Source organism: Chryseobacterium indologenes (assembly GCF_001295265.1).
In the GTDB taxonomy this organism is placed as follows: domain Bacteria; phylum Bacteroidota; class Bacteroidia; order Flavobacteriales; family Weeksellaceae; genus Chryseobacterium; species Chryseobacterium indologenes_A.
Genome location: NZ_LJOD01000026.1, coordinates 1 through 22,447, shown reverse-complemented (window position 1 = coordinate 22,447; position 22,447 = coordinate 1). Strand labels below are relative to the sequence as shown.

Genomic DNA, 22,447 nt, shown 5'->3' with positions numbered 1-22,447 from the left:
CAATTAAAAACAAACATTATGAGCAACAAATTTGACAACCAATCTTTAACAGAAGCTTTAAAAACTGTAAAACTAGAAGAAAGACAAGAAATGATTAATCCGGCTGCTTCAGAAGCTGCAGATGCAATCAGCGTATCTTTCGATTCTTAAGAAGAAACTTAGAATATTCTACCTATTATATAGAGGAGGATGAAATAGTTTCTCCTCTATATACTAAAAATAAATTAGCGTTTTTGTGAATACCGGAATAGAAGTACAAGACAAAAACTAATTTATAAAACCATGAAAATTCAAGCTAGAACATAGCCTAATGAATGCTTACTAATAGCTTTCATTGATAGAATGCAGGTTGATCTCTAAAAAACACCTGCCCGTCAGAACCATATCAACACCCTCTTAAAAAACAACTAACCAATAATTTCTTTTTTTAAAAAAGGAGCTGCTCAACCAGTACCCTTAAATAAAGAAGAGGGATATATAAAAATCATAAAATACCCTTCACCGAGTATGAAAAAAATATGGAAAAAAACAATGAAAATTTTAGGAATTCTGATACTTATACTTGTTATGTTTTCAATTTCAGTAGGAATTTTCAACAGGAATTTTATAAAATCAAAAAAAGAGTACACAGATTATCTTAAAAAGAATAAAACAGATATCTCCTCTTTACAAAAAATAGGAAACATCGATTTAAATATAGAGAAAGCGGATTTCTACCTGCTGGGAGAGAACCATGGGGTAAAAGACGTCCAGGAGTTAGATGAACAGTTCCTTTTCTATTTAAACAAAAAATACGGGGTAACATATTATGTTGCAGAAATGAGCGAAAAATTAGCCGCTCAGCTGAACAAGTACCTTTCAAACGAAAAAGAAGACCCTTCATTATTGAAAAAGACAGTCAGTGAGCTGGCTGAATATATACCACAGCAGTCAAGTATTGAATACTATGAAAAGTGGAGAAACATCAGAAATTATAACCTGTCCCAAAATGAAGGCGCTAAAATAAAAGTAATAGGCGTAGACGTTCCTAATCCTGAAATAACCAACGGAAGAGACTCAATACTGTATCATAATTTCACTAAGGTATATGATACGATAAAAAACAAAGAGAACGCCAGGTTTTACGGTTTATTCGGGCACGCTCATATTTTACAGGACAGGCTGTCCGGAGATACCCGGCCATTCGCCTACAGGCTGAAGGATAAAAAGCTTAAAGTAATCAGCATAGCAACATATGCCATAGATAGTTATACTTACCTGCCAGATGGTGAAGATTATCCCAAAGTGCCAAACGAAAAAAGCAATTGGTTCAATCTGAACGGGCCTTTGTTCTATCTCTACGGAGTCAATGATTTAATACAATCATCAGAGTCGGAAAGAGTAGCCCTGTTCAAGCTGGATAATGCAAACAGTCCCTATGCTTCAGATACCAAGCTGATTAACATCAGAAATTTATTAGGAAAAAATATAAAGCCATATAGTACCGATGAAAATACTTTGAACTTCATTCAGTACGCTGTTTTAATTAAAAAATCGGAATCATTAACCCCATTAAAAAGATTACCATGAAAAATAGAGCATTACTCATCATATCATTATTTCTGAGTGCAACAATGTACTCGCAAAAAGAAGAGAAGTTCTTAAATGTAGATTATAAAGTTCAGTTGGATGTAAATCCGGAAGATCTGCTGAAAACCGTTCCTGCCAATGTAAGATCTCAGGTAGAGCCAAGCCTTCGGGAAGAGTTATCAAAAGGCGTTTTTGCAGATTATACTCTGAAAGCCAATAACAGCGCATCTGTTTTTGAATATAAAGGCAAAATTGATAATTCCCAGTCTATGACATCATTTATCCTGAAGGAATTAGAGAGAAGAGATAAATATCCTTATGTGAAAGATTTTTCTAAAAACACCTATACAAAAGGGTACGATCTGGCCAATAAAATATTCTATGTGAAAGAAAACCTTCCTAAAATAAACTGGGTTATCGCTAAAGAAGAATCCGCCCCTATACTGGGATTAAAAACAATTGAAGCAAAAGGAAAACTAGACTCTATAGACCTTCATGTGTGGTATGCTCCGGATATTCAATATAAAGACGGGCCTTTTCAGCAAGGCGGATTACCAGGGCTTATTGTAAAATCAGAGTTTTATGTGGGAGACATTAAAATGATTGTGGCGGCAACCCATATCGAGGTCATCAATAAACCCCTGGAAATTACAGAGCCAAAAGCCAAGAAATACTATTCTAAAGTAGAATTCGAGGAACAGAAGAAGAAATTCGAAGCCAGACAGAGAGAATATGCGTCTTCGGGTGTAGATAAAGATTAACGATGGAATTCAACATTACAAAAATAAGTTCTGTAGCGCACCTGCCCCACTTTATAAGGGAAGAAGACAGAAGAAATTTATGTACTGTAAGAAACATATACGGAAAAGAGATAGATCCTGATAATCAGTTTTTTATATCTTCTTCAGACAGTTCCACACTGAAGGTTTCCGTAATGAGCAAAAAGCCTATAGGAATAGATATAGAGACGGAGAGAATCATTAATCCTAAAAGCTATGATTTTTTTCTCAATCAGAAAGAGAAAGATATGCTGAAAGCTTCTGAACATGAAAATATTCCGCTGCTGCTGTGGATGATCAAAGAAAGTTTTTTGAAGCTGCTGGGAACAGGTTTACACATCCATCCCAAAAAAATAACAATTAGTCAAAAGAGAATATTTATCAATGACCTATCCATCAGATGTAAAATACAAATTTTCAAATACCAGCAATTTTACATCACGATTTTAGAAGCATAACATTGATAATCATTGTATAACAGTTTTTATAAGAAATAAAATGGTTTTAGAACAAAAAGACATCAGACAGATACTGTCTCACAGATATAGCTTTATACTGGTTGACAGAGTTAAATATATGGACGAGGATAGAATAGTGGCTGTAAAGAATATCACTTCTTCAGATATCAATTTATGGGGGCACTTTGAAGATGACCCGATATATCCCGGAGTTCTGCTGATAGAGTCTTGTTCCCAGGCAGGAGGAATTCTATTAAGCAATCAGAAATCGAGCAGAGGCTATATCGCTCAGATCAATGAATTCAAATTCCTCTCTTTCGTAAGACCGGGAGACAGTGTTCACATTGAAGCCACCATAAACAAAGTAGTAGGCCAGTACGCAAAAGTATCAGTTGCTGCGCTTGTTGAAGATAAAACAATTGCCAAAGGAGAAGTAATGTATTTTTTTGATAAATAAGCTATGAATAATATAACCGTAACCCACGTAGGAATATCTCACTATTTTGGAAACTCTCCTGCAGAGTTTGAAAAAAATATATTGGATAACCTGGAAGTAAAAAGAAAAGGTGTCTTAACTACCACAATAGAAGAACCTAGATTAGAAAGCTTTTACGAAGAAAATGAAATCAGAAGAATAGACTCATTTTCAAAGTATCTGTTCAACGCGAATATTGATATTGATAATTGTGATCATATCCCTGCTAAAAATAAGGGAATTATTATCAATACCATTTATAACTCATACACCACAACCATTGATTTTGTCACAAAAGCTATGGAAAAGGGAGAAGATAAAGCGAGTCCTCTATTATTCCCTTATACCGTTCCGAATGCGGCTACAGGTCTTTTAACAATGAATAAGCAGTTCAAAGGCTATAACAATACAATAGGCGGATACAGCCCTGTTTTATTAGCTATGGATAAGCTTAAAGAAGGAAACGAAGAGTTCATCGTATGTGGAGGAGTGGATGAAATTAATGACTACATCAAGAGCTATGTAACTCAGAAAAACAGATTAATTTCTGACGGGGCGTGCCTTCTGGGAATGGCTTTAGACGAAAAGAATAACCAGAATAAGCTCTTTAATATCTCCTATGGAAAAACTCATTTTTTCAATAAAATATCTTCAAAAGAGATCAGAAAGTTTTATAAAAACATCCTGAAAGATATTGAGTTAGAGAATATTGATCTGGTGGTTTCTTTCTGCCAGGACAACAAATCCAAGCAAATCGAGCGTGAGCTGATTAAAGGCAATAAAGAGATTATCTACTATAAGGAAATCATAGGAAGTGCTTTGGGAGCAGAAGACAGCATCTGTTTATTCCTGGGATCTATCCTTCTGAAAAACAGAGAAGCCAAAAGAGCACTCGTGAATGTAGAATCTTTCGGAGGAAATATCAACACGTATATAATTGAGCTATGATGAATGAATACTGCCTGGTATTGGGTGCCAACGGAGGAATCGGCCTGGAAATATCCAAATACCTTATCGATAAAGGATACCACCTGATTTTGCATTACAACAGGAGTTCCGACAATATAGATGAACTGATCAAAGACCAGGAACATCACATCAAAATTAAGTTTGATATCACCGATTCAAACTCTATTAAAAATGCACTTAAAGAACTTGGCGCCGGAAAAGAGATACAGATCACAAAATGCATCAATTGTGTGGGAATCCATTACAGATCATTTATTCCTCTGATGCCGGATAATAAATTCAAAGAAGTGATAGATACCAACCTTACGGGGGCTTTCTCTATCATCAAACATATCTCTACAGATATGATTAAAAATAAAAAAGGAACCATTGTGAATATCAGTTCCGTAGCAGGAATCAATGGTTTGATAGGTCAGGCTTGCTATAGTTCTTCCAAAGCAGGACTGGATGCAATTACAAAAATTGCTTCAAAAGAGCTGGCCAAATATAACATCAGGGTAAACAGTATTGCACCGGGTTTCATAGAAGCCGGAATCATTGAAAATCCTACTGCCAACGATCTGGAATATCTTGAAAGGATTCCTATGCGCAGATTCGGAAGAGCAAGAGAGGTCGCAAAACTAGCCTATTTCTTATTGGAAGACAAAGAATCTTCCTACATCACAGGACAAAACATCGTCATTGACGGAGGATTAAGTATAAATATTTAACAACAAATAAAAAATAAAAACAATGGAAACAAGACAGCAAATTAAAGAAATTATCATTGAAAAATTAAACTTAAGAATTGATATCGAGGATTTTAAAGACAATACCCCTCTGTTCTTAAGCAAAAAAGACGGCGGATTAGGATTAGATTCTATCGATACCCTGGAAATCGCTGTAGGAATTACAGATGAGTTTAATGTTGAATTCTCGGATAGTGAGAATATGACTGAACTTTTCACTTCTGTAGAATCTTTATCGAACTACATCAATAATAAGCTATGTCTGGAGTTGCAATAACAGGAATAGGATGTTATAGCTCTATTGGAAAGAATATTGAAGAGTTTGAGCAGAATCTTTTCTACAAAGACTCAGAAACGTTCTATCCTATTGATGAAATAGACTGTAGTAAATTAAGAAACAACAGATCTTCCTACATCAAAGATTTAGAGAATAACAAGACTAAAACAGGAAGCAGAGCAGCAATCTCTTTGCTGAAAAGTGTAGACGAGGCTATTAAGAACTCGAGAGCTAAAGAGCTTATTAAAAACAACAGAAAAGTTGGTATTTCCCTGAGTAATTCTATTGGAGGAATCAGCGACCTGGTAAGTGATATCACGCAGAGTGAAAACTTCATTGTGAAAAAATCACTGAACAGATTTTCTAAAAATAACAAGAAAGAAAAGGTTTTAAATATCCCTAACATTCTATTGCTTCAGGATGTACTGAACAAGTACAAAACCAAAGGACCGGTATGTTCTTCCCTTACAGCGTGCAGCGCAGGAGGAAATGCCATAGAAGTTGGATTTAAAATGATAAAAGACGGAATCTGCGATATGGTCATCGTATGCGGAGTTGATCCTTTATCAGAAATAAGTTTGTTCGGATTTAATGCCTTAAAAGCCTTATCTAAAGATACCCTGAGATCATTGGACGCAGAAAGAGACGGAATGCTTCTGGGAGAAAGTGCAGGATGCATTATCCTGGAAAGAGAAGAGGCAGCCGTAAAAAGAGGAGCACACATATACGGAAAGGTATTGGGCTCAGGAATCTCTAATGATGCATTTCACATTACACAACCGGATCCGGAAGGAAACGGAGCTGTTTTCGCAATGAATAAAGCATTAAAAGAATCCTCTCTTTCCTTTAAAGAAATAAACTATGTAAACATCCACGGAACCGGTACAAAGTACAACGACCTTATGGAGCTGAATGCATTGGAAAATGTATTTGGGGAAGAATTACCCAATACCCCTATCAATTCATCCAAAACCAAAATCGGGCACACATTGGGAACCGCAGGAGTTATAGAAGCCATCATATGCATGCTGACTTTAAAGAACCAGGCTATTCATCCGCATTCGAACTTTTCCAACAGAATAGATCGGGAAATAAATTATAACGTGAATACAGAACTAAAGCCAATGCCGGAGCTCAGGTACATTATGAGTAATTCGTTTGGATTCGGAGGAAATTGTGCTTCTGTAATATTTGGGTCATACGATGGTGGATATAGTAGAAGAGCTGCAGTATAATCAGGATGTAAATTACTCTGATGTAGACAGCATGGGCGTGGTTCATCACTCCAGATACATGGTGTATTTTGAAAATGCAAGGTTTCGTCTGGTAAAGGATTTACTGCATATCAGCAAAGAAGAGTTCTTAGAGATGAAGATTGATTTTCCTGTCATCAGCTTAGAATGCGATTATCTAAAGAGCATCAGATTCCAGGAAGAAATCAGAATCAGAATAAAACTTTCATTTGCACCAAAGATTCCCAGGCTGAAATTCGAATACCAGATTGTCAATGCACAGGATGAAGTATTATCAAAAGCGAAGACAGTTCACCTATTAACCAGAGCGGGAACACCTTTAATCGGGTATCCGGAAAGACTAAAACATAAATTATACGAATGCCTATGAAAAATGACAACCTATTAAACGTCAGTCAATATACATTTTTAAAAGAAATAGAATTATACAGCGTAGACGATGAACTGAATGTTCTTTTGTATAAAAATACGAGTTTTGAAGTATCCGGAGTCCTGTATTCAATTATTAAGCATTTGAAAGAAGGGATGTCTATTAAAAATATATACGATAGGCTTGATTTCAAAGATATCAATTTTGAAAACTTCAAAACACTGATCGTTAATAAAATAGATGAGCTTCTGCAGGAGGTTTCAGGAACGGTGGATAAAGTTCAGGTAGACAGCATACACAAACTGTTTGATCTTTTAAACGCCGGAACTACAGAAATTTTGTCAGGAAAATTATCATTCCTGTTTAAAAGAGGAGTATTAATCCCGTTATGCGTTCTTTTTTTTTCATCCTTAGTATTGGTCTTCTCAGGAAGTTTACACGTACATAAAGCAAACATCAGCTTAAACCATGTGTGGATAATGTATCTGTGCTTTTTTGTAATAGGCGTATTTCATGAACTGGGGCACTCATCTGCAAGTAAATACTACGGAGCAAAGCCTTCATCCATATCTATGGGGATATTCCTGATATTTCCTGTCTTTTATACCGATGTTACCAAAACATGGGGACTGGACAGAAATAAAAGAATAACCACCAGCTTAGGCGGAATATATTTCCAGATGATCATTCATCTGATGCTCCTGGGATCTTTATTCCTGAATATAGAAAAGCCCATTAAAGAATACATCTACTATATCCTTTTACAAAATATAGGACTGATGATATTCAATATAAACCCTTTCTTTAAAACAGACGGATATTGGGTAGTATCAGACCTGTTTGGAATTCGGAATCTGAATACCAAATCAAAAGAGATCATCAAGTATCTCCTGAAAGGGCAGCATCATCCGGATTACCTGTTTAAAGACAATGTCGCACTGTATGTGTACACCTATGCCTATTCAGTTATCGGGACAGCCTTATTAATCTTTATTGCTTACAAGGTTGTTGATACCCTCGGGATGTACTACAATATCGTAGTGAAAGGAGAAAGAATGGAATTTCTGATTGTTATTAAAAGAAGCTTAATCCTCATTTTCTTATTGGTATTTCATCTGATACCAATGGTGAAAAAGAAATTAAAAAAATACGCAAAATGATTTTAGTTCTTTGTTCATCCAATTACGATGCGAGTATAAATTATGTGCTGGACTGGCTTATTTTTTATAAGCACGAATTTATAAAAATAACTCCCGATGATATTTTTACTGAGAAAAGTAAAGATTTCAAAATAGAAAATGACACCATTTTTTTTAAAGGGATTAATCTGAATGAAACAGTAAAGTCTGTATGGTACAGGAAGTTTCCGTACAAGCCTAATTTCATAGAAGTAAAAGGCGAAGAAAGCGTGAAAATCAGAGAAGAAATAGAATCAGAATCTGAAGTTATCGTCAACTACATCCTTCATCTTCTTAAAGAAAAAAACTGCATAGGGTTATTTAACAGTAAAGCTTTAAACAAACCCCTGCTTTCAAAATTGGCTAACGGATACAATGTAAAAACACCCAGACAGGCCTTTATAAGTACAAAAGAAGATCTTGAATTATTTCTGGAAAAAAGTAATAACAAGATTATAACGAAAAAATCGAGCGATAAAGTCAGGTATTTCTATGATAAAAATGACAAAACCCTTTTATCATTAACGACGCTGATTACAAAGCCTACATTAAAGGATATTCCTGATCATTTTTTTACCTCTTATTTTCAGGAGTGTATCGATGCAGAATATGAAGTTAGAACGATTTTTTTAGACGGTCTTTTTTACTCCTCGGTTTTGATTAATACCAAAGACGAGTATATAGACAAAAAGAATATCATTAGTTCATCTAACTCCAGCGTGGTTCCATATCAGCTTAGCAAAGAAGTTGAAAATAATCTCAGAAGATTATTAGAAGAACTGGAACTCAAGTTCTGTACCGTAGAACTTATAAAAAATAAGGTAGATAAAGAATACTATCTAGTGGATCTAAATCCTTCAGGTCAATTTGTTTTCGAGTCCGAGAAATGCAGCTATAGCGTTGATAAATTATTGGCAGAAAAACTAATTAATTATGATAAATGATTACACAAAAGTTCCATTATTTTTCTCGTTCCTGGCGGAAATAGAAAAAGATTATGTCCCTCAGTATTTTGGGAAAAGTTTGATCCATCAATCAGATCAGTATGCTCTAAGAGAGAACATTTACCCGCTCTCCAAAGAAGAAGTATACAGCCTGCATCTGAAGAGTAAAGTTATCACTGAAGAAATAGAAGATATTTATGAATTTTTTGAAGGAAAATAAGAATAAGCATTTTTTATTGTACAGTCACAATTTTATTATAAAAGGCGAAGATTTCGATCTTATTTTTGATAACAACAGAGACCTGGTATTCCAGATACCCAAAGGAATACATAAAATAATCAGTCTCATGAGAGTTAACACAATCGCCGAAATATATACTAAATGCAAAGGAGAATTTGAGCAGATCGTACTTTTTATAGAAAGACTGCAGGAACTGAATTTAGGATTTATAACAGACGCTGTTACCCATTTTCCTAAACTGAAACTCAGAAAAGACGCACCGTACAGAGAATACTCTAAACTGATCACCATTTCTCCTGACCATGCGGACTTTTATAATTCTATACAGGCTGTTAATGCCAATAACACAAAATATATAGAATTAAGAATAGAAAAGTATTTTGATGATGAAATCCTGGGCGCAAGAACCATCCGGGAACTCAACAGATCTTCATTATACGGAGTGAATATTGTTCTGGATTTTGAACGGCTGAAAGCCAACAGGAAAACCTTTATGACGTTCTCTGAAAGAATAGAAAAAAGATGCAGCTTCTTTATAGAACATGAAGGAAAAGAAGGAATTAAGAAATACAAAAACGTTCACTTCTACTTCATGAACAAAAAGGATACGGATGCAGATGTTCTGATCACCAATAAGAAATTCTTTGAAAAAAGAATCTTTGAGATCAAAAACAGAAAGAAAGGATCACCGTACATTTTCTTTAAACCAGAATTTGCCGAACCATGAGTATCCTGACTGTACTGAATAAGCGGATGACCTTTCACCAGGCCATCAACAGGGAGAAGGTTAATAAAACCAGACTTCTGAAAACCATACACTATAGTAAATATATAAATCCGGCACTATCTCACGAAGTCATTGCCAATAAATATATTAATCATTTTAAGCTTGTAGAATATTTCTACAAAAATTCAAATGAAGAGATCTATGAGTATTTGAATGACTCCAGCATAGAAGGAGATTCTGATCAGGCTAAGATTTATATATCATTTCACTATGGACTGTATAGACTGATACCGTACTTACTTGATAAAGCAGGCAAAAAATGCATTATCGTAAGAGAAGACCATGGAACTGGAGAGTTGAACAATGAATTCTACAGACATTCATTTATCGATTGCAGGGACCCGGGATGCTATCTGAAAATCCTGAACAACCTGAAAAAAAACATTAATGTTTTATTATTCATCGATATCAACAATATAGGCAGTGACATTACTAAATCTCAGGAAATCGTATTCCTTGAAAAAAATGTAAACATACTGGACAGCATCTTTAAGTTTTCATACAAATACAACTACAAGATTGCCCCCCTTATGATACATTACAATGATGAAGGAAAGATCAAAACGAATGTATTCCGGGATTTAGAAAGGAATGGAGAAGAAGAGTTTGACAGCTACTCAAAAAGATGCTGCCAGCTGATCTATAAAATATTAGAGCAGTCCGTTTGCGAAGATCCGGTTCAATGGGAACAGATCTATCAGCTGGACACCTATTTTTCTATCCAGAACAAAAACAAAATAAACTTTTTACAAAGAAAATTCAAACTGAACGTAGACTATTGCACCGTATACAGAGAAGGAGAGACTTATACGATCTACAATAGTTTAAATAACCAACAATATGCTATAGATAAGCATCTGTACATATTATTAATGATTCTGAAGACGACAAAGCTGAGCAAGCAGACCATTGTAAGAATTCTTAATAATAAAGACAGCTTTGCTTTTCTAAAAAAAGAGAGAATAATATGCTAAAAAAAACAATAGTAATACTTTTAATTTTTTTCTGTCACTTAGTGAGTGCACAAGAGTGCATATTGAAGGGGCAGGTTCTTGAGGAAGCATCAGGCCTTCCCCTTTCAGACGCTTCTGTATCTGTTTTTAATAACGGAAAAGCAGAAGGTTCTGTATCTACCAATACTGAAGGAAAGTTTGAAATAAAACTGAACTGCGAAAAGAAATACACCATAGAGATCGGCCATAACGGGTACGGAAACCATACCGCAAGCCTGGATCCAAACCATAAAAACCTTTACCAGGTGAAGCTGAAAAAAGGCCAGCATGTAGCTTCCATAGAAGAAGTGCTGGTGAAGGCAGCAAAAGCCGTTAAGGTAAAAGGAGACACCCTGGAATTCAACGCCAACTCATTCAAAACAGGAAATGAAGTGGTTTTGGAAGACCTCTTAAAAAAGCTTCCGGGAGTAGAAGTACAGAACGGAAAGCTTTTATACAAAGGAAAAGAAATGACACAGGTTACGGTGGGAGGACGAGAAGTAATGGGAGGAAACCAGAAATTACTGAACAAAAACCTGCCTTCAGATGCCGTTTCTAAAATCCAGCTGAATACAAAATTCAAAGCCAACCCATTTGCCTCTTCATTGCAGGAAGATGAACAGTTCTCCCTGAATATCGAGCTGAAAGAAAATATGAAAAGTCTTGCTTTCGGAAACGTAACACTAGGTGGAGATGCCAACAAGCATACAGACGCACAAGCCAAAGTATTTTACTTTTCTGAAAAAATAGACGCGACATTAATCAATGATTTTAATACGTACGGAAAGCAGGTTTTTGACAGGGATGATTATTTCAATTTCTTCGGCGGAATCTCTGAATTCAATTCAGAAGGCAGCATCTACTCACTACGTGGAGGAAACAACACCCTGAATTTTGAACCAAGCATCAATGCGTTTAAAGTAGAAACCTACAACGGTGCTGCCCATTTCGGATATGAACCGAATAAGAAAATGAAAATTTCAGGATTCGGGTTGGTGAATACCAATAACATCCGCTACAAATCAAAAGTTGAAAGAATCTTCAACGACAGCTACAAAGAAGAAGATGACCAGGAGAATAAAAACAATCTTTTATCCATGATGGCCCGCTTACGGGTTGATTATTCCCCAAGCGACAGAGGACAGGTAAAATACCGTTTGAACCTGAACTATGTAGACAACAAGGAAGAACAGGGCGTGAACAGATTCAGAAATAATGAATTTACAGGATTCAGCCAGAACCAGACAAAACGTGAAAATTATAATCTATCCCAAACCATCTCGTACATTCAGAAAGTAGGGAGAGATAACAACATAGGATTTTATCTTCGTCATCAATACCAGAAAGAAACACCGGATTTATTGATGAATGCCGAAGAGCAGATGTTTAACGCCTGGGGAAATTTAACCCCGACCAACGGACGTTATATCTTAAGACAGGACCAGGAGTATACCACGAATACCCTTCAGTTATATTCTGTTTATAACCATTTGATTAACAATACAACCAACCTGAAATTTAAGATCGGAACCAACTTCTCTTTTCAGGGCTTCAAAAATGAAATTTACGATCAGGACAATCTGATTACCCAGAATAACGCGGTTTCTGATACTGATTTTAATTATAATGAAACATTTGCTGATGCTACCTTCACCAAAAAATTAGGCAATTTCCAGGCAGATCTGGGAGCCGGAGTATCGCTCTTTAATGAGACCGCAAAATTCAGAACCGGAACAAAAACAAGTTTTAATGAAGCTAAAGTGCTGCCCCATGTTGTTTTGAATTATAAATTCAGCAACGCTACCCAGATCACTTTAAACTATAATCAGGCGTATAGCTTCCCTAATGCTAAAGATCTGACAGAATCATATGTCATTCAAAACTACCGTTCTATTTTCAGCGGAAACCAGAACCTGAGACAGGCACTAACGCATACTTCCTCTTTAAATTTCAACCACTTTGACTCATTTACATTTTTCAACGTGTTTGCCAATCTGAGTTATGTACACCGTGAAAGAAGTATTCAGAACAACTCCAGATTTGAGAAAGTAGTAACAGACCCGTCAAATCCGGATGCATATACCGTATCACAGATTAACAGCCTTTTCAATTCCGATTATGAGGAGAAATCATACTCAGGAATGTTCAGAATAGGAAAAAAGTTCACCAAATGGATGAATACCCGTCTATCGGGAACCCTATCTTATTCAGATTATTATACGTTCACCAATACATTAAACAGCCAGGATGTTCAGGTGGTTAACAGCAATAGCTTTACCCAGAACTATACCTTGAACAACCAGTTTACCCTTAAAAAAAGCCTGGAGCTGAACATAGGATTAAATGCAACATTCAGCAAGTTTAAATCTTTGACAGAACAAAATTTTGATGGATGGAGACCGTTTGCGGATGTATCATGGTCTATCAATAGCAAATTATTGCTTCAGACCGATTTCTCTTACCGTATTCAGAATCGTGACGGGCAGAGAATAAATGAAGCTAAAGAGCTGAATGCCTCTTTACGATACAACATTGCCAAGAAAGTATATGTTACCCTGATTGGAGGAAACTTACTGGGAAATGGAGCTTTAGTAAGCAATGCATTTAATGACATTTACGTGGAAACAATAACCAAAAATGTATTAGGAAGATATTTCATGGTGAATGTCCGATATAAATTTTAATCAGAGTATCGGTTCTGCACTCTCTCCGCAGCCCAAAGACCGGTACACCAACAATAAAGCATATTCTCTCTAGCGTAAGGGGAAAGAATCACTGATCAGATTCTTTTCCCTGCGCTTTTTTGTTGGAATTCATATGAGATTTCCGGTTAGTTTTTTACCGGCAGAATTCCTTTTTTCTGATAAACTCCGATCAGGTAGCCGGCAGAATTCTCTATCTTCAATTTTCTTTGTCTTATCTTTTCGTTCAGGTCTGTGATTAGGATATCAAAATCTTTTTCTTTCTCTTTCTCAGAAATCAGTTCAGCCTGTTCCTGGCTGAAACCATACATTACCAATTTGGAGATGAATTTCTGAGTCTTGAGGGGTTTTTCAAAATCAATCTCCAGCTGTTTAAACTTTTGGGAATTGATATGCAGGATAATCCAGTAGAATTCCCGGCCTCTTTTTTTAAGCTCATAATCAATTTCAATATCCGTATTCTCTGAAATCTGCTTACGGGCGATATCAAGAACTTTAATTTTGAAATCACTGATTCTCTCAAACTGCTCATTTCCCTTTTTATCAATCAATCCCAGCATTTGTTTTAATTCCTGAATTTCAAAGCGCTTGGTTCCAACGCTTCTCCACTGGCGGGCAATGGCATACAGTCTTTTGGCATATTTGGAGGAACAGTTTAAAACAGATTTAAGCTGCAATGCCGTGAAATTATTTTTAAGATCAAAAAAATAAGGTTTGGCGCTTTCATTAATTTTAATCTTAAAAGAGCCTGTCCCCTTCATGTAGTCTACATACTCAAATAGCCAGAGCTGGCGGTACACTTCAGGAGTTTCTATCTCAAACAGCCTGCTGCCTATTTCTGCCGTTGCATCTCTCAGCTGTTTATAATTCCATTTGCGTCCGGTTATTTCTTCTATATCGTGAGTATGAATTGTGTATTCCAGCTTTTCTTTTTCCAGGCAGGAAAGAACCATAAAGAGAATATCAAGCATGCAGGCAGAGTAATCATATCTTCCGGATGTGATTACATTATGTTGATAAACCAGTCTTTCATCAGTGCCTGTATCAAGTAGTTCCATAAATGTCATTTTAGAGTGACAAATATAAACAAAAACGACATATAAAAACATCTGTCATATATAAACGTCGAATTCTGCTTATAAAAAGTCGTTTTTAGCTTATAAAAAGTCGTTTTAAACTTATAAAAAGTCGTTTTAAACTTATAAAAAGTCGTTTTAAACTTATAAAAAGTCGTTTTTAAGTTTGTAATTTATTGGTTAATAGATAGTTACAAGACCTTAAAATAATAAAGTAATAAAGTATTAAAATATTTAAAAATAACGTTTGTTAAAAAAGAGATTTATTTAATCAGGGTTTGCGCGGATTTTTATCGGTCATTTTGTCATTTGCAGGGTGAAAGAAAACAAAAAAAAGAAAAACAAAAAAACTCAAGAGTTCTGGGGGGCGGCGAGATGTTATGCATAGCATAGTATATTGATAGATAAATTCTATCTTTTCTGGAAATGAAGCCGTCTATCAATCTTCTTTTTGATCAGTGTTTTTAAAGTATTTTTCATCAATGGCATTATTGATCATTTTTTTCAGGCTTATATTTTGCTCCGCAGAGAGTATTCTCAGTGTTTTTAATTTTTCTGCAGGAATATGGAGCGAAAAAAGAATTTCGTCCTGTTTTTCTTTCACCGGAACCACTTTTTGTACCGGAGTTTTAATTTGTGATTGCTTTGCTTTGCCTATCAGAGCGGTAAAATCTTGCTTTGCCATGTTTTTATATAATTATATAATTATATAAATATATAAATATATATTTATTTGATTGCAATGGTTAAAACTTCTTTTGTTAAAGCATCAATCTGTTTTTGTGCTTTATTATTGTTATCCACTCCATTAATTAAAACAGACCGGGAAAACGCAACCAGGTCGGAGATCATATTTTTGGAAACCCGTACATTATATTCGTTTAACTGATCTTTTATTTCATCCGTAAGTGTGGTATTGGGTTTCACCATGTTGAAAACAACAACCGCTTTATCTTCGTTCCCGGATTGCTCAATAATATCAATTGTACTTTTAATGGCTAAGAGATCCAGAACCCCGGCTTTGGTTGGAATAATAATAACATCCGCAAGATTACAAAGCTCCGGCAGTTTGTTAGACAAATAAGGGGGAGTATCTATAAAAATAAAATCAAAATCTGAATTCTGAATTTCTTTCAACTGATCTCCAAGAAAAATAGGAACATCGGACAAATCCCGGACCTGATATAAGGAGCCCTGGGCATCAAAATCAATAATACAGACTTTTGCACTCTCCTTAAGATTAGCTGCAAGATTGAACGATAGTGTTGATTTTCCTACACCTCCTTTCTGATGAGTCGTTAATATAATTTTAGCCATATATAATTATATAAGTACACAAATATATAAATATATAATTATATAAATATATATTTATATAAAATTGATTTAAATATTGATTATCAGTTAGTTATTTTTACATGTAAACTAAGGTAAAACTATTTTTGAAAAATTCAGACTGAATATTTGAAATAAACAGCTTCTGAAATATTGACAAAATACGTTATTAATAACTGACCTAACTACCATTTTATTCCAAAATATTGACCGGCTGATTTTATAATCATCATTCTCACGAACCGATTATATTATAAGGATAAAGACAAATATCCGGATCTGTTCAAAGGTACATTCCATGGGATTCTGGGCAGATAATCAGCAAAAGCAAAAAAAGCATATCGAAAGGAATAAATATCTTATCGACGGATTTGCCGGTTTCATCGAATTGTTTTGTTTTCGGACCCTGTATAAATGACCTTTGGAATAGAAATTAAAAAACACCAGAACACCATGAATCCAAAGACACAGAATCCAAAATTAGTAATCAAGAAAAGAGTTATCAAAAATTATCAATTCCCTACAGGGGATGACTTTGATACTCATCAGACTTCTATTTCTATCAGTTCATCTTTTTAAATAAAAAAATAATGTGGATCAATTGTAAAATAATATCAGAGAATGATATTCTCCTCTATAAACTGAAAGAGTTTATCAGTAAAACTCCCTTTTTCCTGGTTCCGGAGGAAAATAAGAATAATACCGACGATTATGAACAGATTATATTCTGGGATATCGACTCTGTTAATATTGATGTTCTTTATCTGAAAAACTACATCAATAAAGGAGGCGTGGTCATTATAATGACCTCCGTTTTATCGAAAAATATTATCTCTGAATTTTTCACTAAAGATCAAATGCTGAATATTGGTATTTTAAATAAAAACATTCAGCATAACCAGTTTATAGAGGAAATAGAAAGAGTAATAGAATTAAGCCAGGCTAGATTCCCAGCAAACTAAACAGCTCGTCTTTTTTAGTTACTGCTATACTGATGGCTTTTCCATTATTAAGCTCTATAACATTCCCCGAAACAGATTTTATGACGGTCAGTTTCACAATAAAGGATCTCTGCACTCTGAAAAAAGTAGGAGGAACCAATATATCTTCCATAGATTTTAAAGTAGCCAGGGTGGTAAAAGACTCAGAATCTGTCACAATCTTTAAATAGTCTCCCAGCGCTTCAACATACAGGATATCATCCAGGATAACTTTAACCAGCTTTCCGTTCACTTTAATAAAGATACGATCAACAACAGGATTTTTATCTTTAGGAGCAGGAGCTGGTTCCGCTTTTGGGGCTGCCTGTATTCTTTCTTTCGCTCTGTTGACCGCTTTCAGAAAACGGCTGTACGCCACAGGTTTAACAAGATAATCTACCACTCCGTTTTCAAATCCTTCTAAAGCAAAATCCCTGTGGGCCGTTATGAAAATAACGGAAGGCCGGTTGGTAAGAGAGGTTATTAAATCAATTCCATTAATTTTAGGCATCTGAATATCACTAAAAATAATGTCTACTTCATTGGATTGAAGGTAGGCTAAAGCATCCATAGGATCATCATAAGAAGCCTGAAGGTCCAGAAAAGGGACCGTTTTTACAAAATCTACGATTAATTCTTTCCCAATTGGTTCGTCATCTATAACGATACACCGTAATTTATCATCCATCTATGTCAAGTTTATAGACAAGGAAACAAAGAAGCTTGTTTCTCTGTCGTCGATTATCAGTTTATGATTGTTGGGATATATGAGGTTTAATCTTTTTTCAACATTCTTTACGCCAATTCCGCCCAAAACCGTGTTTTTTATAAAATTTTTCTCCTTATCATTTTCAATGGAAAAATAAAAAATATTATTCACAATATGGATATTTATTTCTAAAAAATTATCACTGGCTGTCTGTAATCCATATTTAAATGCATTTTCTATGAACGTGAAGCAGAGTAATGGAGCAATTAATACATTCTGAATAGAATCTTCAACCGTAATATTTAAATTAATTTTCTTATCAGAAGAATAGCGCATTCTTTCCAGTGAAAAATAATTCTGGATAAAATCCAATTCTTTTTGAAGGGAAACCTTCTCAGTATTAGATTCATATAAAGTATAGGCCATTAAATCTGAAATATTAATGATAACTTCCGGGGCATTAGGATCCTTTTTTACAACCAATCCATATAAATTATTGAGGGTATTAAAAAGAAAATGAGGATTGAGCTGGGCTTTGAGAAAATCTTTTTCAATATTAAGATTCTGAAGCTCCAATTCGGAAGTCTGTTTCTGCAAATAGATGGTTCGGTTAAAGAGTCTGGCAATATCAAACAGTATTTTCACAAAGAATGGCGGTGAAAAGGAATAAATAACCAGGATGGCACTTCCGAAAACATTCTTGAAAGATAGCGCCTGTTTAAAAGGCATGGCTGCATTTTTACTGATAACATTTTTAAGCGGCCCATCCAGGATATCAATATTCATATAATTTAAAAACCTGAACTGCAGATGATTGATGGTAAGCCAGGTATAAATAGAAAAAGGAAGACTGATGATAACCAGAAGGATTCCCCAGGTTCTGCTTTTAAATATCTGCGGAACAATGATATAAAAAAAGATATAAAAGACAACCATATTATTAATGGTTCCCCGCCCGGTTAGCAGGAGACTGGATTTAAAAGAAATTTTGAGCTCCAGCCAATAGTTCAGGAAAAGGAATGAAGAAAAGAATACCCACATAAAAGCATGGCATAAAATTCTGTTGACAGGGGTATAAAGTTTCTCAAAATTGAACTGAGCAATTTTTTCCAGAAACGGAGTCATGCTTTTAGAGGATGTCTGCATATCATTATCTTGTTTGGCTTAAAATTCTACTATAATACCTGGATGCAAATGAATAAGTCATCAGTTCCAATGCTCGCTGTTCCGAAGAAAACCATCGGTTAACACTCATATGAATATAACTGGATAGATTTTCTCTGCAGAGCTTTAAGTTCCTTAAATTCTTATTTCGGATCGTAAATTCTTCTTCAAAATGAGAACTTGTAAAGAACGAGTGCAGATCTTCCTTTAAAATCCTATATTTTAAATTGATATGAGATTTTAATTCTGCAGAAAATTCCTGCAAAAATACACTTTCCATAGACTTACAGAAATCTAATTTTTCCTGTAACGAAAAATTAAATAAAGAAAGCCAGTGATCTACATTTTTTACAGAGGCAAACAGGCGGATATCTTCAAAGTGAGTAAAATGATCATGAGATAATAAACTTAAAACCAACAGGCTGTCGTAATAGAATGCGGTTTCGGTAGCCTCCATATATTCCGGAAAATACCGTTCAATTTCCCTGTGATAAGAGTCGATTTGCAGATTCCATATTGTTTCCTGCTGAAGGTACGGATTTAATGCTGTGTAAACTCTTTGAAGAACATCTGAATATGAGCTGGTATTGATTAAATTGACTCTAAACCTGATATGATAATGAGGATCTGTATATAAGATATAGAATGCAGACTTAATAATATTATCTTTTATAAGGCTGTCCAGGATAGGTTTCAGAACTTCAGACAAAATATGATCTGAAAGCGCAGAGCTGCAGTATATTTTTAAATACAGCCACTCGCTGCCGGGCGCAAAACTTCTTTGCAGAGCAGCTGATTCCCGACGAAATGAAGAAACAGGTTTTTTAAAATTCTTATTTTCCAGTGGCAGAATAATCTGCTGGTTATAATTGTTTTCACCCCCAACAGGCAGCAGCCATTCCGCCAGCTGCAGCATTTTATTATTTTTTAATTCGTCAATAAGTAAAGATAAGTAAGTGTCATTGGAAGTATCTAAGAAGAGTTCATTATCTCCCTGAACCAATACAACATATTGGGAGACATTCCATGTTTTGAAGAATTTTTTTAGCTCAGATAAAGGATCAGAAGCGTTTTTAATGAGAGTAATATCATTTTCATGCAGCAGCCAGCTGGCGCGGTGCAGAATAATATTTTTATAGGCTATACGCGGAACAAACCTTTTTTTTGTTTTCGAATAGTTAATGTCCAGATGAATATTATCCTGTCCCTGAGATTGTAAGGCACACAGGAATTTGTAATAAATATTTTCACTTTTATGAAAATTATGAGCATTGGAGAGGCGGGGAATGACTCTTTTATTGAGTCTTCTGGATCTTAAAATAATTTCTTCTTTTTCTATTGAGATCAAAAGATCACTTAACAGAATCTGATGGGTATCTTCACTGCTGCTGCCAGCAAAAATAGGAATTTCATATTCTGAAAATCTGGGCCTTCTGGCAATATTGGCAATCCTCTTTTCGGGTATATAAATAACTTCAGCGAGTATGATATCAGGATTTTTCTCCTGTTCATTGTGGTGTATGTCTCTGCACAGCGCTTCGATTTCCGGATTGAATAAAGAAAGTCTTCCCAGAATAGAATTAGCTCCGGAGTTTCCCACACTTTGTAAGAAGAAATTTCCCGGCACAGGAGTTCCTATAATGCTGAAATTTTGATGGCTGACCGGATTTTCCTCTACTATTCCTAAATCGTAATGTTCTAAATGAATGGCCTGGTTCTCTCCTTTCTCAATGATATCTAAAATAAAATCGGTACTGGAGCTCCGGGCTGTTTTTTTATCGTCTTTATTTTTAGCTGCAAGCCCTTCTATGAGGGGATTTACATGAAGGCTTCCTATTTTGGAAGCCGCCGGAAATCCTATTCCGAATTCGGAGTCTAAGACTTCCATAAGGGGAACCTCCCGCGACTCGTATCGGGTAGTAAAAATGGTCCTGAAGGTTTTCAGATCTTTATGCAGAGGGTTGGCAGATCCGAATTTGTGGAGTATGGCCACTGAAGTACAGATGTTTCGGCGGGTTTTTTCATCCAGTTCAATTTTACCTTCAGGGGAGTGATTGAGATCGACATGAAAAAAGTGGGTTTTATCAATTCCCAGTTCTTTAACGGCATATTTCAGTTCATTTATTTCAGAAACAGGCAGGATATTCAGTGCAGAATGATCTAGTAAGGCTATACAGTGTTCTATTTTGTTAAGGATAGATAAATAAATTCCTGCTTCGGAAATATTATTTTTAAGTAATCTCTGGAGAACATTTTTAATATTCTGAAGACTATCTTCTGTGAGAGTCAGCTGAATTTCACTTACCAAAAACTTAATATCAATCAGCTCTTCCAGAAAATCTGATATTTCATCATGGCTGAAGTCCGGAAGCAGCAGTTTTTTTATGTCGTCGTAGCCGGTATATTGGGATAATCCGGAAATACGTTCAAGATATTCATTGAAATCCAATGATATCATCTGGCATTTTTCTTCCCCGTTATTGTCTGTAAATTCCTGGTACCTGTATTGCCCATAGGCTTTAAAAAGGGTATTGTTGACTTTATATTTCAGGTTTTTCCGGATCTTTTCATTGTTCTCAATGTGAGATTTAAATTCTCTTAAAAAATCCATATCAATCCTGGTTTTTCTGGAAGGAGCTTCCATTTCTTCCTGATCATCCTGCCCCATATGTTTCAGGGCAATACCGGCCATTGTTCCGTAAGGTGTACATCTGGTGCTGGATCGGATGGCATATTTTTTTAGGGTATGGATAAGTTTAGGGATTTTGTCTTGCTTAAGGATATTTTCCCGATACTGGATAATGGTGTGATATAGATCCGGAGAACTCCAATAGATGGATGTAATGAATGTATCATCTTGTATCAGGCTGTCTACCACATCTTCTATATTCTTTGTTTCCCTGTTATTAAATAGTATATCATAAGGATATAAAGGCTTTCTCAATATATACCTATTGTATGTCTCATATTTCATAATTCCCGGCTTCTTAAGGGTGTTTTGATTATCAGTACCCTAAACTTTGATCTTTTATAATAATGATTATCCTATAAAAATAGGTTTTTATCCCATAAAAAGCATGTTTGATCGAAAACAATTTCATTCTGTATAAAAGTGACATACTTTTGAAACATAAAATTAAAGCACACGTGTAAAAAGCCAGTTTTATTAACCAACAACAAACAAATAAATTAATAATTAAAAACAAACATTATGAACAACAAATTTGACAAGAAGTCTTTGACTGAAGCTTTAAAGACTGTAAGATTAGAAGAAAGACAAGAAATGATTAACCCGGCTGCTTCAGAGGCTGCAGATGCAATCAGCGTATCTTTCGATTCTTAATCCACCCAATCAACAAAACAACAATTTAACAACAATTAAAAACAAACATTATGAGCAACAAATTTGACAACCAATCTTTAACAGAAGCTTTAAAAACTGTAAAACTAGAAGAAAGACA

At 35.2% G+C, this 22,447-nt stretch carries 24 protein-coding genes; 18 read left to right on the top strand and 6 right to left on the bottom strand.

Annotation, left to right across the window (positions count from 1 at the left end):
* Window positions 1–507: 507 nt before the first annotated feature.
* From AOB46_RS22010 to AOB46_RS21940, 15 genes are all read left to right on the top strand, one after another.
* A complete protein-coding gene (locus AOB46_RS22010) occupies window positions 508–1,569 on the top strand; it encodes a hypothetical protein (protein ID WP_062703459.1) in 1,062 nt (353 codons plus the stop codon).
* Window positions 1,566–2,330, top strand: a complete 765-nt coding sequence (locus AOB46_RS22005) for a GLPGLI family protein (protein ID WP_082377372.1) — start codon at window positions 1,566–1,568, stop codon at window positions 2,328–2,330. The genes AOB46_RS22010 and AOB46_RS22005 overlap by 4 nt, the downstream gene beginning before the upstream one ends.
* A gap of 2 nt (window positions 2,331–2,332) precedes the next feature.
* The gene (locus tag AOB46_RS22000) at window positions 2,333–2,806 is read left to right on the top strand and encodes a 4'-phosphopantetheinyl transferase superfamily protein (RefSeq protein WP_062703455.1); all 474 of its coding nucleotides are present in this window, start codon (window positions 2,333–2,335) and stop codon (window positions 2,804–2,806) included.
* 40 nt (window positions 2,807–2,846) lie between these two features.
* Complete coding sequence (gene fabZ, locus AOB46_RS21995; protein WP_062703453.1) at window positions 2,847–3,263, top strand: 3-hydroxyacyl-ACP dehydratase FabZ; 417 nt, start codon at window positions 2,847–2,849, stop codon at window positions 3,261–3,263.
* Window positions 3,264–3,266: 3 nt separating this feature from the next.
* Complete coding sequence (locus tag AOB46_RS21990) at window positions 3,267–4,229, top strand: hypothetical protein (protein WP_062703451.1); 963 nt, start codon at window positions 3,267–3,269, stop codon at window positions 4,227–4,229.
* Window positions 4,226–4,960 carry an SDR family oxidoreductase gene (locus AOB46_RS21985; RefSeq protein WP_062703449.1) on the top strand — a complete coding sequence of 245 codons (735 nt, stop codon included), beginning with the start codon at window positions 4,226–4,228 and terminating at the stop codon, window positions 4,958–4,960. Before AOB46_RS21990 ends, AOB46_RS21985 begins: the two co-directional genes overlap by 4 nt.
* 22 nt (window positions 4,961–4,982) lie before the next feature.
* The gene (locus AOB46_RS21980; RefSeq protein ID WP_062703447.1) at window positions 4,983–5,255 is read left to right on the top strand and encodes an acyl carrier protein; all 273 of its coding nucleotides are present in this window, start codon (window positions 4,983–4,985) and stop codon (window positions 5,253–5,255) included.
* A complete protein-coding gene (locus AOB46_RS21975) occupies window positions 5,237–6,490 on the top strand; it encodes a beta-ketoacyl-[acyl-carrier-protein] synthase family protein (protein ID WP_062703444.1) in 1,254 nt (417 codons plus the stop codon). Before AOB46_RS21980 ends, AOB46_RS21975 begins: the two co-directional genes overlap by 19 nt.
* Window positions 6,459–6,878 (top strand): acyl-CoA thioesterase, encoded by a 420-nt coding sequence (locus AOB46_RS21970; RefSeq protein WP_062703442.1) that lies wholly within the window; start codon window positions 6,459–6,461, stop codon window positions 6,876–6,878. The genes AOB46_RS21975 and AOB46_RS21970 overlap by 32 nt, the downstream gene beginning before the upstream one ends.
* Entirely contained in the window at window positions 6,875–8,038 is a 1,164-nt protein-coding gene (locus AOB46_RS21965; protein WP_131724442.1) for a hypothetical protein, read from the top strand. The genes AOB46_RS21970 and AOB46_RS21965 overlap by 4 nt, the downstream gene beginning before the upstream one ends.
* Window positions 8,035–9,000 carry a hypothetical protein gene (locus tag AOB46_RS21960; protein WP_131724441.1) on the top strand — a complete coding sequence of 322 codons (966 nt, stop codon included), beginning with the start codon at window positions 8,035–8,037 and terminating at the stop codon, window positions 8,998–9,000. The genes AOB46_RS21965 and AOB46_RS21960 overlap by 4 nt, the downstream gene beginning before the upstream one ends.
* Window positions 8,990–9,220 (top strand): hypothetical protein, encoded by a 231-nt coding sequence (locus AOB46_RS21955; RefSeq protein ID WP_062703437.1) that lies wholly within the window; start codon window positions 8,990–8,992, stop codon window positions 9,218–9,220. The genes AOB46_RS21960 and AOB46_RS21955 overlap by 11 nt, the downstream gene beginning before the upstream one ends.
* Window positions 9,221–9,347: 127 nt before the next feature.
* On the top strand, window positions 9,348–9,968 hold the full coding sequence (locus AOB46_RS21950; RefSeq protein ID WP_131724440.1) for a hypothetical protein: 621 nt from the start codon (window positions 9,348–9,350) through the stop codon (window positions 9,966–9,968).
* Window positions 9,965–11,002: a hypothetical protein gene (locus AOB46_RS21945; protein ID WP_062703435.1), complete on the top strand. Its 1,038-nt coding sequence runs from the start codon at window positions 9,965–9,967 to the stop codon at window positions 11,000–11,002. The genes AOB46_RS21950 and AOB46_RS21945 overlap by 4 nt, the downstream gene beginning before the upstream one ends.
* A gap of 41 nt (window positions 11,003–11,043) precedes the next feature.
* On the top strand, window positions 11,044–13,704 hold the full coding sequence (locus AOB46_RS21940) for an outer membrane beta-barrel protein (RefSeq protein ID WP_241489272.1): 2,661 nt from the start codon (window positions 11,044–11,046) through the stop codon (window positions 13,702–13,704).
* Window positions 13,705–13,850: 146 nt separating this feature from the next.
* Here the strand turns inward: AOB46_RS21940 and AOB46_RS21935 are convergent, their stop codons facing one another.
* The 3 genes from AOB46_RS21935 to AOB46_RS21925 all read right to left on the bottom strand — a co-directional run bounded on the left by AOB46_RS21935 (window position 13,851) and on the right by AOB46_RS21925 (window position 16,115).
* Window positions 13,851–14,780, bottom strand: a complete 930-nt coding sequence (locus tag AOB46_RS21935; RefSeq protein ID WP_062703463.1) for a replication initiation protein — start codon at window positions 14,778–14,780, stop codon at window positions 13,851–13,853.
* Window positions 14,781–15,237: 457 nt separating this feature from the next.
* Window positions 15,238–15,483: a hypothetical protein gene (locus AOB46_RS21930; RefSeq protein ID WP_062703433.1), complete on the bottom strand. Its 246-nt coding sequence runs from the start codon at window positions 15,481–15,483 to the stop codon at window positions 15,238–15,240.
* Between the two features lie 44 nt (window positions 15,484–15,527).
* Window positions 15,528–16,115: a ParA family protein gene (locus AOB46_RS21925; RefSeq protein WP_062703431.1), complete on the bottom strand. Its 588-nt coding sequence runs from the start codon at window positions 16,113–16,115 to the stop codon at window positions 15,528–15,530.
* 471 nt (window positions 16,116–16,586) lie between these two features.
* Between AOB46_RS21925 and AOB46_RS24020 the strand changes: the two genes are divergently transcribed.
* Window positions 16,587–16,712, top strand: a complete 126-nt coding sequence (locus AOB46_RS24020) for a hypothetical protein (RefSeq protein ID WP_262486737.1) — start codon at window positions 16,587–16,589, stop codon at window positions 16,710–16,712.
* An 11-nt stretch (window positions 16,713–16,723) separates the two neighbouring features.
* Window positions 16,724–17,095, top strand: coding sequence for a hypothetical protein (locus AOB46_RS21920; RefSeq protein WP_062703429.1), 372 nt, complete (start codon window positions 16,724–16,726; stop codon window positions 17,093–17,095).
* Here AOB46_RS21920 and AOB46_RS21915 read toward each other — a convergent pair.
* Genes AOB46_RS21915 through AOB46_RS21905 form a run of 3 tightly spaced genes read right to left on the bottom strand, consistent with a single transcriptional unit; the run spans window position 17,076 to window position 21,930 of the window.
* On the bottom strand, window positions 17,076–17,801 hold the full coding sequence (locus AOB46_RS21915; RefSeq protein WP_062703427.1) for a LytR/AlgR family response regulator transcription factor: 726 nt from the start codon (window positions 17,799–17,801) through the stop codon (window positions 17,076–17,078). The two genes, AOB46_RS21920 and AOB46_RS21915, sit on opposite strands and share 20 nt — an antisense overlap.
* Window positions 17,802–18,968, bottom strand: a complete 1,167-nt coding sequence (locus tag AOB46_RS21910; RefSeq protein ID WP_241489271.1) for a sensor histidine kinase — start codon at window positions 18,966–18,968, stop codon at window positions 17,802–17,804.
* A gap of 4 nt (window positions 18,969–18,972) precedes the next feature.
* Complete coding sequence (locus tag AOB46_RS21905; RefSeq protein ID WP_062703426.1) at window positions 18,973–21,930, bottom strand: lantibiotic dehydratase; 2,958 nt, start codon at window positions 21,928–21,930, stop codon at window positions 18,973–18,975.
* Between the two features lie 267 nt (window positions 21,931–22,197).
* Between AOB46_RS21905 and AOB46_RS24015 the strand changes: the two genes are divergently transcribed.
* Window positions 22,198–22,329 (top strand): hypothetical protein, encoded by a 132-nt coding sequence (locus tag AOB46_RS24015; RefSeq protein WP_262486736.1) that lies wholly within the window; start codon window positions 22,198–22,200, stop codon window positions 22,327–22,329.
* The last annotated feature ends 118 nt before the right edge of the window (window positions 22,330–22,447 follow it).